Here is a 13,980-nt window from a genome sequence, read left to right on the forward strand (position 1 = left end):
AAAAGAAACGTCAGACTGTGTGGATAATCTCTAAAAACTCAAAGATTAGCTGTAAATTTCCTGTCTTTTGGAGCAATATGATTTAAACCTATAAAAACACAATGATAAAATGGGTCTAAGAGCTACTAATATCCTTAGTAGTTCTTTCACACCTATAATATTTATTACTCTTTTAAAATTATAGGCTAGCAAAACTAGGGCTGTCTCTGTAGTTACAGAATCCATCCCTCTTGTTAAAAAATACCCAGCATTCATTGTCCTTTTGATGGTTCCATAAGGATGCTCAACAATCATCTGTCTTTGTAGGTATTTGTCCATATTTGCTTCTGTTCTAGCATCTATAGTATCCAAAAAATCTTGGCTAGGTGATCGATTTATTATCCTGCCTTTAGCTGCAGTGGTACATTTGCTTTTTGATTCACAGTTTTTACAGGCATCGTAGTTTCTATATTTTATTCTCTTTGGTTCTTTTGATTTGTGATTTATTCTGCGAAGTTCATGTCCTAAAGGACAAATATATAAATCTTTTTCAGGCACATAAGTAAATTTATCTCCGTAGAAATCTTTGTCTCCTGTGGCGTTAGAATACGACTGTTTTGGCAAATAGACTGTTGTTTGGTTTCTCTCACATTTCATAAGATCGTCTGCTTGGTAATAGCCTTTATCTGCTGCTACTTCGAGTTTCCTTTTTCCAAATATATCTTTAGTTTCTTCTGCAAGTGAATTTAGATTGCCTTGATCTGCGGGATTGTTTGTAACATCATATGCCACTATAATACTATGCTTAGAGTCTACAGCTGTTTGTATGTTATATGCTACAGTAACACCATTGTTTTTGTTGTCCATAAGCCTAGCATCTTCGTCAACTGTAGATACTTCATTACATTCGCTATCCTGTAGTTTTTTTTCCAACTCTTCAAATTTAATTTTACGCTCCTTGAGTTTTTCAATTTTTTGCTGAATTTCTTCAGGTGTATACTTAAGTTTAGGTGAATCGTCTTTGTCACTGCTTTCTAACAAATCTAGATAGGAATTAACCTTATCTTCGATATATTGCTTGTGTCTCTGTATTTTTTTCTTTGAGAAATTATTCTTCTTTGAATTATTAGCTTGAATTTTAGTCCCATCTATTGCTATGAATTCCTCGCCTAATAGTTTGAGATCCTTACACAACTTAGTAAAATCCTTGAAAACTTGTTTTAGCTGAGTTTTATTTTCTTTCCTGAAATCAGCTATTGTTTTAAAATCAGGTTTTAGTTTTTGTAATAGCCAAACCACTTCTATATTCCTGTGAGATTCTGTTTCTAGCTTTCTAGATGATCTTATGCCATTTACATACCCGTATAGATATAACTTCAATAAAACAGAGGGATGATATCCTGGTGCACCTCTGCGGTGTTCCTTTGATTTAGTGAATGCACTCATATTGACCAGTTCTACGTATTCATCAATTACTCTAACGGGATTATCCTCACCTATGTAATCTTCTATGCAGTCAGGAAACATTGTTTTTTGCTTTCTATCTGTACCTTTTATAAATGACAATTTAAAATCCCCTCTCCGATATTCTATAACTTAATTATACTACAGAAAAAGGGAAAAGTACTGTATTTACAGTACTTTAGAGCCATTTAGACATATATTATTCTCTAATTCTCACACAGTCTGACGTCCCCATGTCTCTTCTTTCTTTGTATTTCTAAAAACTCATCAGGGGTAAAATATCAGTACTTTCTTACTGTTTTGTAATTTAGATTAAGCCTATTATCTGCTTGACTCTTATTTAACCCAATATCTTTAAAATGACGAATATCGCTGTACATTTTTCACCTCACCAATTTCTCCACATTCCTTAAAATTCAGCTAAGATAAATATATCAGCTTTTTTAAGAAAGTGGTGATTTTTTTGGCCATTTTTAGTTGCCGAAATTCATCCATTTTATTTTACCATTTACACCCTTTGGCATCATGGGTTATCTCGAACTGATCCACGATACTATTGGAGGTGCTTATGGTTACATTATGATTGTGTTTTATAGTTGTTGTTGCTTTCTGTTCCCTCCCATCTTATTTAACCGCATGCTCCAACGTTACGTCTACAATCAGAGCTACTTTCAGCAGGATGGGATCATCTCCATCAATGTTACAGACACAACAAAAACGAGGGCGGCATCCTCAGGACCGAATCAACTCATGTTAATGAGCAACTTACCCCGACAGCTACTCCCTCATTCAATTAATATTATATCATACTTTTGTAATTATTTTTGGGGCCATAGCTTTCTATTTCCATGTTAGACCCTGAAAACCTTACATGTAATATACCCTTGTAGGCATCTTGAAAAAACTCCTACAGTTGTTCGAACACTTGGTAGACCCTAAGATCTTTATGGTTGCTTGATACAAACATTTATGGTGTCGCCTATTTTTTTGATAATTGCCTTCTGAACTCCTCAACGTCTAGGGTAAACAAACATGTTTCCTTTCAAGTTAGTGCTTTACCGCAAGAAAGCAGGTATTTATTTAGTAATTTGTTCTATAATAGCCCCTAATAATTTTGTCCCGTTACTGCCTAAACTTACAATGCTGTTGATTTTATTGATTGTCTTGAATATTTCCTCTACTACACCTTTTTCCTTTTCACTATTTACTTTGTCCCGATTCAATATTAAAGTTCCTAAAGTTGCTGAAATTCCATTTTTAATACCCTCAGCTCCAAATAACTTATATTTTAGAAGCGATTCTCTAACATTATTCAATTGAAAAACAACTATTTGCTGCAATTCTTTATTAATATTGCTCACTGAAATATTTTCAATCATATTTTCAATATCACTAATCAATTCCTTGACTTTTTCGTCTTGGATTATAACCTCATCACTCATGTTTGATAAATATTCTGCACAATACTCAAGCGAAGTCATTAGCCTCACATCAAAATGAGTTTTGAACTTATCCAACCCATTATTCAAAGAATTCCTACTTGCATTAAAGTAAATTTTTGACAAGCCGTCTATAACACTATCTAAGGTATTTAAATATTTCTTGAGGCTTTTAGGAGAATGTTTGTCCACCTGTTTCTTACCTTCCAAAGCCATCCTATACAATTCAGCATAATTAGAGAATATTGAAGCTGTATCATCTTCATCTAACTCAAATACTTGACTAAGAGCAGTTTCTGCATTGCCGGTACTATTTATAATTTTTTCAATAATATTATATAACCTACCAACTACATTATCTGATGATACAAATAGATTTTGTCCCCCATCATCACTTGTAAACATTTTCGTCCTCCTTATTTTCTATTATTTACCTCTATTTTGTCCCCTGATTTACTTAAAAAAATCTGTAACATAACGTGAATCTTCAGGCTCAGACTTTTGAGTTCTGATTTGGGTTCAGGCTTGAGAAATTATCTTAAAACATAATGATTTATTCAACGTCAAACAGCTAACTTACCTTCTAACAATAGTAAAAACTTCCTTAGTAGAAGGTGTTTACAGAGAATAAGAAAACCCAAAGCCAGACCACAAGGCCTCAGATCTTGAACCTGGTGTGATCTCAAGACTTTATATTCTAATCACACTCCCATGGAGGGAGTACTTAGGATGTATTTGCAATCGAACGCAAAGTAAGCTTTAAGTCAACAACTCCTACGGTTCAATCATGACCCATTTTACTATATGCTTCAATTTTTAGAATAACAGTGCAAAAAAATCAAACAGTTTCTAGAAGCTCTGTGTTATGTAAAGTCAAATTACAGAGCTTCTGCTTCACTTTCTTCGATGGTCAGACCGTAGTCAACCAGCTCGTTATAGATTGTTGATAATTCAGAATTAAGTTGTGATAGGTACTCTTTACTAATTTGGCTGTATAAACTATTATTTTCATTTTTCAGCACAAATTTGAATTCTTCCTTTTTAAGGTCAATTATTAACTTATTAAAAACTTCTTTTACAGCATTTTGATTATCAGTAGTTAAAGATATTTCGACTTTGCCATCAGAAAGTGTTAATTGAAGAAAATAGTTCCCCTCTCTTTCAACAACACTAGCATCTCTAGTTACCATATATTTTCCCCCTTTCACCAAACGCTTCCTTACCTCCTTCAAGTGTTTTCATGCTTACTTCTTTCCAGTTAAGTATATTATCAGGTTTATTTACTTCAATTAGATTATCTGAAAAAGGATTTCCAATGAATGTACTATAATTGGTTATTTCGTGTTTTCGATATACAGAACAATATGGTAAAGTTCTGACTGCTATGTTTGCATCATGTGTTGCAATTACGACTTTTTTCCCAAGTTTAGCTCGTTCTTGAATTAAGGGAACTATTATATCGTTGATATAGTCATTTCCTAAACTTTTTTCTGGCTCGTCAAGTAGATAAATTTCTTTATCTTCACTCAATTCCTTATGTAAGAGTAGCATTGAAGCTTCACCATTAGAAGGCGAGTATAGATTATTATCTATTGCAAAGTACCTATGAAATAACAGTAAATCATCTATATCAACAATCTCTTCAATACCGTTAATATCATTAAACTCAGATAATTCTACAAATAGATCACTTGAATACAATCGTTCTTCTATTTTAGTAATTATATTCGCGAATTCTTTCTGAGGAGTCTTTTTTGTTCCTTTTAGAGTATTGTAATTTCCATTAGAAATCGTTCCATCCTGGGTAAATATATCCGTCTTGCAATATAGGTCTCCCTTAACACCTAAATCACCTACATATTCGCTAATAGAGTTAATTTCCTTATTCATGCTTTTTCGTATTTTCTTAACGCTATGTTCAAGGTTTACTCGATTCCCTGCATACTTACTGAAACCAGTAGTCGTTGGTTTTGCTGGCCGTCCAGTTTTTTTAGCAATTTCAGTATTAAATACCGAGATCAAATTATTGTATAACTCTGTGGACATCATATTTACAAATCTTGATTCACGCTCACTCTTTATAGCTCCAAAGACTTTTTCAAGAATTAACTTTAGTTCTTCATATAGCTCTGATTTTAATATCTCTTCAAGTATTCTGTTATCAATTGCATACTCAAGTAAACCACTGATTTTGTCATGTGTGTCAATAACTTCATCAAACTTCCTACTTATCGTTGTTAAGTCTGAGATCGGATAGTCTTTAATCTTAATGCTATTAGCTCTTTGATTATTGATTCGAGAGGAAAAGAACCTTAAGTAATTAGTAAGACTTGTGATATTCTCTTCTGATGCATTTTTCAGTATATTGATTTCATCGGAGCATGATTCTATGTTCATTGATTCAAGCGTTAGATTTAAATCATTCCCCTTTATGTCATACATAGTACCCAGGTTGTCTCGACTAGACTCAAAAACAGATGTTTTTAGCCCTTTGCTATTGTAGTAGTCAGATATTGACCTAAGTATTTCTGTTTTTCCTGTACCCTTTGAACCAAATAATATATTTATATCATTGTAAATATCCAATGTAATAGATTCAGTTGGTCCGAATGGCTCCAGCTTAATAGTGTCTTTACTTTTTAGATCTAGTAAAGTATTAATTGATGGTGCATTTTTATCTAACAGCAAACAGAATTGATTAAATGATTCCACAGGCAGTCTAAGCTCTGGTAGCTTTTCAGCCTCTTCAGTATATAAGCTCCAGTCATGAACATCTGAACCATAAATTGATTTATGGCCATGGCTTACATAAATTCCTGCTGATATTGAGTTAGTAGCCTCCTTGATAAGTCGATTTTTATTAGAAATTAATGATTCCATTTTATTAATGTCATCATCAATCAAACAAGGCTTTTTAGTAAGATAATGAGGAATAAAAACACTATCTAAACTATCAAAATGTTTAACCGTATCCTCAATGGTTATTGTAAATTTATCAAACTTAGTACCTTCAATTAAACTGGTCATTCTTTCATACAAAACACCTGCATTTTCCGGATTTACAATTATTAATATATGTCCTCTCCTATCTTCTTCAACAACATCTAATTCAACACCAGGCCATATTTGACAAATGCCAGTAGTTTTTTCAACTATTTGTTCAAATTGTTCTAAGTCAAAGTAATTGTGATTTGTTATAGCTAATATTTTCACGTCTGTTGCTTTAATAATCTCAGCAAATGAATCTGGATCGACATTCCGTTTTGGTGAATCACCAGATTTTGTTTTAAGAGTATGTGCATGTACATCAATTTTCATAAAAAAGTCTCCTTTCAATTTAAATGAAATAGCTTTTAATGCCTACCTTTTCCACTGCTTTATTAACAACTTGAACCGTCCTTGGATGTTTCATTTTTACTGGACCATTTCTTTGGTTATATTCAGGTTATACACCTTTACGGATTCATCTTCTTTTCTTAGATATTCATTCTATTCCCCCTATAATAGTCCCTTCTTTTATTCGCTAAAACAACTCTTATTTCCTTTATTTTCTAGTTATTTTTCTATTTATTAAGAATTCTCGACATTTTTCACACATCTAAGCTCCTTTTGTGTTCTTCCGTTTAATGCTGCACCTTTTGCTAGTGGATAGTCATGCACTTTTTGTATAGTTCTTTTCCCTTTTAGCAATAAGCATGTTCTGACCCTCTCAGACTGTTCAAAAGTATTCAGATTCAAGGCACAAAAAAGCCCAGCACCGCAGCGTATAACGAATACGTGAGGATGCTGGGTGTAGATTGTCAAGTAAAATTGACCACTTTTTACAAACAAAATTGACCATCAGTATTATAACACTTTGGATTTCTATAGGTAGCCATTTTACATTGAAAATTGACCACCAAAAATTTATCCTTTTTCATTTAAAACTGACCACTAAGATTAATATATCTTTATATGGTAACCATCAGTTAAAATAGATGTTTTATCGATATCTATTGTGTTTGTAATCCGATCTAGCCTGATGTATTTACTAAGTTCTAATAGTTTTTCTTGTAGAAGCTCTTTATATAGTAAATCTAGTGAGGTTTCCTTGGAGTAATGTATTTGGTGAACGATAGTATGTGAAGGCTCTTTTGAAACTTGCTTGTTACATATTTCATCTATACCCATGAATAGAGGTTCTTCTTCGTCCTTGATAACTATTTTGTTGCTAAATTCGTCATATGTGTACCCTGGGGACTTTTTAATTCTATACAACACTCCGTTAGGGGCCTTAATTCCGTATTCATTTGTTATATACTCCATAGCAGCTTTATTACCACTCTCATTATATATTTTCACTATCGTTCCATAGTCTTCCTTACTAACTCTAGGCATCTTTGTTCCCCCTATTCATCTGTTTATTCTTTAGGTATTCAGCCATGTACTTTTCCCCTTTGACACGAAAACTGTCCCCTGTTATACTTAATACATGACAATGATGAACTAATCTATCTAGTATTGCAGTAGCCGCTAGTTGGCCTGTAAAAACTTCGTCCCACCTGCTTAGGGGAAGATTAGTTGTTATGATAAGGGAGCTTTTTTCGTATCTTTGCCGGATAACCTGAAAAAAAATGCTCTCTTTTTCTGAGGGCACTGAAAATCTTATGTATTTCATTTAAACAGAATAACTTGTACTAAAAAAAAACGACTCTCTATTCAAAATTTGAATCTAGAGTCGTTTTTTAATGATTATGCCATTTTTTATTTCGCTTATTCTTAATCCATTATTTTTAAAATTCTTTTTAGGTTTACCGTAAATATTGACATAGCTCCCTGCATCTCCATGCCAATTAGACCCGAGGATTTTGAAACATCATACCCGTGTCTATGTTTTAATTCACTATTTTTTGCTTCTATTTTATAGCGCTCTTTAGATTTTTCTTTAAAGTAATCACTTTCTTGGAATTTCGCCTGCTCGGTATGTTCGTCAGATTTGATGCTTACGGAATAGGTCTTACTTTTAGCTCCAGATTTATAGCACCCTTCTTTTAAATGGCATACCTTACACTTTTCTATATCAAAATAGTATGTGTCTGTTTGATTAGTGGAAAATTTTTTCTTCCCTTGGCGAGCTTTACGTATAGCCATATGGCCAGCCTTACATATATACATTCCAGCATCTTTATTAAAATCGAATTCATCTTCTTTTTTTCGGAAACCTTGTGTTACAGATGGGTTTAATTTGGCGACTAATTTTATTTTTTTCTCTTTTGTATATTCAATGTTGCCTTTTTCAGAATATGCAGCATCACCGATAACAGTTTCAACTTTCATCCCAGCTTTTACACTTTTTTCTATCAGTGTTTCTAATTGTTTCCCATCATTTTTTTCTCCGGTTGTAACTGTTGCAGCTGTAATAATTCTTTCTTCGCTTATGGCAATATGGGTTTTGTAACCAAAAAATGATGTATCGGCACTTTTATGACCTATTCTTGCATCTTGATCCTGAGATATTTGTAAGTGTTCAATATCATCAGCAACTGATTCTTTTAAAAGGTTCAATTGTTCCTTTACTTTTGGATATTGAGCAAAAGCATCTTCCTTTTCAACCACCTCAATAAGCTTGTGGCAATAGTCTATTTCAGCTTCTAAGGCATCTGTTGTGTTTTTGGTAGGAAATTTATCCTTCATAGTTTCATCTATCTGATAAATAACTTTTCTCAGCTTTTTAGACCGATCCATCAGAATTTCTCTGGGGGATTTTTGATTGTAGCGCGCTCTTGTGTGGGTGGCATCCACGATAATGGATTTACTTTTGATGATTTCCTTTTCAATGGCTATTTCAACAGTTTTATTGATAAGCATATCCAATAAGTTTATATTTTCTAAGCGTAGTTTTCGAAATTTCGTAAGAGAACTTGGCTCTATCACCGACTCTTCAGGAGCCATATTTAGAAAATACTTAAAGGACATGTCATATTTTGAGCGTTCCACCACATCTACATCCGACAAGTCATAAATCGTTTTTAGTAATAAATACTTAAACATGCGAATGGGATCGATAGCATTTCTACCGTTATTATGGCAATATTTATCTTTAAGCTCACCATAAACAAAAGAGAAGTCGACCAGATCATTAATTCTACGGAGTAAATTTTCCTTTGGAACGACCAAATTATATATCTCCATATATGGACTTAAAATCATTGACTGTTGATTTTGTATCATAGCACCCACCCAATTCTTAATTGATACTTCAATTATACAGCAAAAAAAGCATAATTACCTTAGTGTTTAAGGAATTATGCCTTTTTTCGCTTTGAAGGGACTTTTTCAGTGCCCTCCTTTTTCTTTGTCCATTTTTAGGTAAGATAACTCATCTATGACTAAAAGTTGTACCTTACTCAAGGACTTCAGTGTCTGCTTTAAAGTATCTTTCTTGGCTGCATCTGATAACTTGTCCATAAGTTCCTTAGCATTAAAAAACATAACTGACTTTCCTGCTCTACATGCGTTGATACCTATACCTGTTGCAATCATACTTTTACCCACTCCTGGAGGACCGATGATAATGATATTTTCATTTCTGTCCATAAAGGATAGAGTGCCGAGCTCTTTTACCTTTTGGAAATTTATCGTTTCATTAAAACTGTACTCTATTTCATCTAAGGTTTTGATGAAATCAAAGCCAGCTTTCATAGTAAGCTTTTCTGTTAGTCGTTTTCTTTTTCCTTCTTCCTCAGTCTGAATTAACCTAATTAGAAAGTCTTTGTACCCAAGTTTCTCTTTGATAGCTTCATCGATAATTCTTTGGTAGTTTTCTCGGATATCAACTAACTTAAAGTCCTTTAATTTATCATTAATATATATATCATCATAGGCAACTTTTCTATTTATCATATTGGTGTTACCTCCTGACTCTCATAGTAGTCACAACTTCTTGTGATCCCTTCAATTTCACTTGTTTGAATAGAGGAGGCAACCTGATTAGAACTATCAAGAATGATCTTAAAGAAATCATTTTTAATTAACTCTTTAATTGATTTAATATCAATCACATCCTTAGCGATAGCATATGCCATTATTTTATCAAGAACTTCTGCTTCATATAGGTCCAGTAATTCAAGGATCTTTCTGGCATGATAGCTTGGCTGTTGAAGTATGCCATTAGCTGCATCAAAATATGCTTGTCCATACTTAAAGGTGTTTACAAAGTCTCTTTTGATTTGTGGAATTGACTTGCTTGCCCTTACGGATATCGCTTCATAATGAGCAGGATCTTTAAGTGTTCCGTATTTCCCCTTTTGCGATTCTAATGACATAAGGAATTCAGACTGTAAGGTGAAAAGCTCAATTCTAAATCCATAAACAATCCTGAACTGAAGCTCTTTTGTAGCATATTTAACTGGGACACTATACTTGTTTGTGTTTATATGTATGTAGCTATCATTACTAATGAGTCTTTTTTGAAGTTGACCCATCCTAAATCTATCTCTAGGTAATGGGAGAAGACAATGAATTTCCTCGTTTTCAAAAAACTCATTTGGAACTCTTCTAGTTGTTGAGTGCACTTTATCGTTCCATTGGCTAATAAAGTTTTTTCCCCTTGCATTTAGCTCTTCCATTGAAGAAAACTTATTACCTTTTATAAATTGCTCTTCAATGTATTGGAATGGTTTCTCAATCTTACCTTTATTATGTCAAGATTAACATAATAAAGGTTATGTTAAGACTTTCGTTATGTAAAGCTGATGAAACTAAAACTCTAAAATACTATGATTGATGCTGATACATCTTTACATAATAATTGATTAGAAGTGTTATTTATAAATTAAACATCACAAGGAGGGTTTGATTTATGATAACAGATTTTAAGACATTGATTACTTTGTGTGAAGATGAGTTGAACATTCGGCAGTATAATGCTTCATATCAGCGAAGTATCCTAGCGGAGTGGGGGAATCTTACAAAATGGATGACTTTAAACAAGTTTAAGGATTTTACCGAGTCTATTGGTTTCCAATACTTAGATGAGACTTTAGGGACCCATATTTCTGTCAAGGGTCTAGCGAACGGTAAAAAGCTACGTTTACGTGCAGTCCGTATGCTCTCTTCTTATCAAAAGGATGGTGATTTTGAATTCCGTACGCCACGAATTGAGAGAGTTTTTTATGGAGATATAGGCAATGAAATGTTATTGTATCTATCCTACCTTAGAAGTGAAAAAAATCTTTCTGAGAGTACACTCAAAAATAAGGAACAGTATTTATATGATTTCTTCTGTTATCTAGAAAAAAAATCGCTTAAATTGAATAATCTTTCTGTTGAAACAATGGAGGATTTTTTTAGTTCTATGAAATATTCACTCGCATCTAGGCACAACTGCGGTTCAGCGCTACGCATTTATTTTAGATATGCATATGAAAATGGAATTTCCAAATCAGACAGTTCGTTGTTAATTTTAAAAGATAATTACAACCATAACTGTAAGCTCCCCACAACTTACGAAGAAGACGAAATTCGCACAATCATTTCCTCAGTTGAGCGAACCTCTGCCACTGGGAAAAGGGATTATTTGATTTTGCTCCTTGCCGCTGAATATGGATGGCGATCAAATGATATTGTGAACTTTCAGTTTAACCAAATAGACTGGGAGAAAAATATCGTTTGTTTCAACCAACATAAAACTGATATGGCAGTAGAATATCCTCTACTATCTTCAATTGGTAATGCCATTATTGACTATTTGAAGCACGGTAGGCCGTCAACAGATGTACAGGAAATCATCGTTTCCACAGAATCATCAAAAAGGGGTCGGCCACTTTCAACACCGACGATACATTCTATTGTAACGAAGTACATGCGTAAGGCAAACATAAAGAACTGGAAAAACAAGAAACACGGTCCACATTCTCTACGCCACAGCCTAGCTACAAACATGCTAAAAAAGAATGTATCTATGCCCATAATCAGTTCCGTGCTTGGACACCAGAATACTGAAACAACCAAGATATATCTGAAAGTAGATATCGAAAAGTTACGATTATGCCCACTTTCCTTGCCAATAATATCTTCAAAACATTACATGGCAGGGAGGTGTAAGCATGAGTAGACCAATGTTTAAATCTATTTTTTCTGAGGAAATGTATCATTATTTAGACCATATGGTAGCAACGGGTCATAAAGAAGTAAGTTTTTGCAAGCATTTACGGCTGTTTGACCGATTTTGTACTGAAAATGAAATACTTCAGCCAGTATTCAATAGTCAACATGCAATGAAATGGATTCAACGGAAAGAAAACGAAGCTAGTACCACCCATTATTCTCGAATCAATGGAATTAAGCAATTTCTGATCTATCTCTGTCGTAAAGGATATGAAATCTTTGTGACAAGAGATGTATGTTTCAAGCAAACAGATTTCCAACCATATATTTATGCGGAAGATGAGATAGCAAGATATTTTCATGCAGTTGATACATATGAATCTGCACGTAATCGTAAGGACAGCATTCAACTACCAATCCTTTTCCGATTACTCTACTGCTGTGGAACTAGAATTAACGAAACGCTTGGTATCAGAAAACAGGATGTGGACCTTGAGGATGGAATCATTAAGCTATTTGAAACAAAGAACAATAATGAGCGTTATATCGTGTTAAACGAAGAGATGGCCGGTCTTATGTGTCAGTATGCACAAAAATGTTTTTACCTTTTAGATGAAAAAGACTATATATTTACCAAGTCTAATGGAAGCCGATTAGATGGTGAGGCTCTTTATGAACGTCATAGGCTTTTCCTTCAAAAAGCAAGAATTCCGTATATTGGTGGAGGAAGAGGTCCAAGACTGCACGACTGGCGTCATACTTTTTCTGTGCAATCATTTAAGCAAATGGTTGATTCTGGCCTAGATATGTACGTAGCGCTCCCCATTCTATCCAGTTATCTCGGCCACAAAACAATATATGCTACTGAGAGATATGTTCGACTGACAATGAGTCTGTATCCGTATATTGAGGATCGTTTTAAAGACAAAGTAAATAAGGTGTTCGGCGAGGTGGACAAACATGAAATCCACTGATTTTGCAATGTACCTTAACAAATATTTTACCGTTTACCTTCCAAATGTTAAGGGTATGACACCATTAACAATTGATTCTTACAGATACACTTTTATACTTTTCTTGACGTGCTTGCAGGAAGAACTTAATATTTCTGCAAACAGAGTACAGATGTCTGACCTTTCGTATAAGAACGTACTTCTATTCCTGGAATGGCTTCAGAAACAACGTCTAAACAGTATATCAACAAGGAACCAGAGGCAGGCAGCAATCAATAGTTTTGTAAGGTTTCTAATGTATGAATTTCCTGAGTGTCTAGATAATTATCAACGAATCGTAGGGATTCCGATAAAAAAAGCACCGCAGAAAGAAATATCCTACATGAAAACAGATGGGGTAAAATTAATGATGTCTCAGATAGATGTCGCTTCTTCTGGAGGGTTGCGAGATTATGTCATGTTGTCCCTTCTCTATACTACAGGCATGCGTGTCAGCGAACTCATAAGTATCCGGGTAAAAGATTTATCCCTTTATGAACCATACACGCTTTTACTTCGCGGTAAAGGGCATAAAAGCCGCTATGTACCACTTATGAAGGATATCATTCCTTTCATCCACCAATATTTAGTACAAGAAGGATATGATAGGCAAGAAAAACTTAGTGAATGGTTGTTTAAGAACCATATGAAAAGCCAATTAACTAGACAGGGTATAAATTACCTTGTCGGTAAATATGCGAAACGTGCTAGAGAAATTAATTCGGAGATAATTCCAGCGGATTTTAGTCCTCACAAAATGAGACATACAACGGCTATGGGACTCGTTGATTCTGGGGTTGACCTAATTTACATACGGGATTTACTAGGTCATGTCAGTGTTAAAACTACGGAAGTTTACGCAAAAGCAGAAGTAAGCAGAAAGCGTGAAGCTATTGAAGCTGCTAGCAAGGAGATTGTTCCACCGGAAAAAGCACAATGGGATAACAATACTGATTTAAAACAGTGGCTAAAAACATTCAACCGCTGATGATTATGTAAAGATATTTGCTTAGGACTTT

At 34.1% G+C, this 13,980-nt stretch carries 11 protein-coding genes and 1 pseudogene; 3 read left to right on the plus strand and 9 right to left on the minus strand.

Features of this window, described 5'->3' with window-relative positions; genetic code table 11:
• Positions 1-45: 45 nt before the first annotated feature.
• The 9 genes and pseudogenes from HYG86_RS05980 to HYG86_RS06020 all read right to left on the minus strand — a co-directional run bounded on the left by HYG86_RS05980 (position 46) and on the right by HYG86_RS06020 (position 10,489).
• Complete coding sequence (locus HYG86_RS05980) at positions 46-1,545, minus strand: IS1182 family transposase (protein WP_213168009.1); 1,500 nt, start codon at positions 1,543-1,545, stop codon at positions 46-48.
• A gap of 974 nt (positions 1,546-2,519) precedes the next feature.
• Entirely contained in the window at positions 2,520-3,287 is a 768-nt protein-coding gene (locus tag HYG86_RS05985; protein ID WP_213168010.1) for a hypothetical protein, read from the minus strand.
• Positions 3,288-3,760: 473 nt separating this feature from the next.
• Complete coding sequence (locus HYG86_RS05990) at positions 3,761-4,072, minus strand: hypothetical protein (protein ID WP_213168011.1); 312 nt, start codon at positions 4,070-4,072, stop codon at positions 3,761-3,763.
• Positions 4,062-6,200, minus strand: a complete 2,139-nt coding sequence (locus tag HYG86_RS05995; protein WP_213168012.1) for a PHP domain-containing protein — start codon at positions 6,198-6,200, stop codon at positions 4,062-4,064. Before HYG86_RS05995 ends, HYG86_RS05990 begins: the two co-directional genes overlap by 11 nt.
• A 621-nt stretch (positions 6,201-6,821) precedes the next feature.
• Positions 6,822-7,259: a hypothetical protein gene (locus HYG86_RS06000; RefSeq protein ID WP_213168013.1), complete on the minus strand. Its 438-nt coding sequence runs from the start codon at positions 7,257-7,259 to the stop codon at positions 6,822-6,824.
• Positions 7,252-7,509: pseudogene (locus HYG86_RS06005) on the minus strand (ATP-binding protein); the annotation flags it as partial. The gene HYG86_RS06000 and the pseudogene HYG86_RS06005, both read right to left, overlap by 8 nt.
• A gap of 131 nt (positions 7,510-7,640) precedes the next feature.
• Positions 7,641-9,092, minus strand: coding sequence for an IS1182 family transposase (locus tag HYG86_RS06010; RefSeq protein ID WP_213166227.1), 1,452 nt, complete (start codon positions 9,090-9,092; stop codon positions 7,641-7,643).
• Positions 9,093-9,197: 105 nt separating this feature from the next.
• A complete protein-coding gene (locus tag HYG86_RS06015) occupies positions 9,198-9,764 on the minus strand; it encodes an ATP-binding protein (RefSeq protein ID WP_213168014.1) in 567 nt (188 codons plus the stop codon).
• Positions 9,761-10,489 carry a Mu transposase domain-containing protein gene (locus HYG86_RS06020; RefSeq protein ID WP_213168015.1) on the minus strand — a complete coding sequence of 243 codons (729 nt, stop codon included), beginning with the start codon at positions 10,487-10,489 and terminating at the stop codon, positions 9,761-9,763. Before HYG86_RS06020 ends, HYG86_RS06015 begins: the two co-directional genes overlap by 4 nt.
• Before the next feature lie 233 nt (positions 10,490-10,722).
• On the opposite strand from HYG86_RS06020, the gene HYG86_RS06025 reads away from it, so the two are divergent.
• From HYG86_RS06025 to HYG86_RS06035, 3 genes are read left to right on the plus strand one after another with little or no spacing between them, the layout of a single operon-like run.
• Positions 10,723-11,976, plus strand: coding sequence for a site-specific integrase (locus HYG86_RS06025; protein ID WP_213167043.1), 1,254 nt, complete (start codon positions 10,723-10,725; stop codon positions 11,974-11,976).
• Entirely contained in the window at positions 11,969-12,943 is a 975-nt protein-coding gene (locus HYG86_RS06030) for a tyrosine-type recombinase/integrase (protein WP_213167042.1), read from the plus strand. Before HYG86_RS06025 ends, HYG86_RS06030 begins: the two co-directional genes overlap by 8 nt.
• Positions 12,930-13,949 carry a tyrosine-type recombinase/integrase gene (locus tag HYG86_RS06035; protein WP_213167041.1) on the plus strand — a complete coding sequence of 340 codons (1,020 nt, stop codon included), beginning with the start codon at positions 12,930-12,932 and terminating at the stop codon, positions 13,947-13,949. The genes HYG86_RS06030 and HYG86_RS06035 overlap by 14 nt, the downstream gene beginning before the upstream one ends.
• Positions 13,950-13,980: the final 31 nt, after the last annotated feature.

Origin of the sequence: Alkalicella caledoniensis, assembly GCF_014467015.1 — a bacterium.
In the GTDB taxonomy this organism is placed as follows: Bacteria; Bacillota; Proteinivoracia; order Proteinivoracales; family Proteinivoracaceae; genus Alkalicella; species Alkalicella caledoniensis.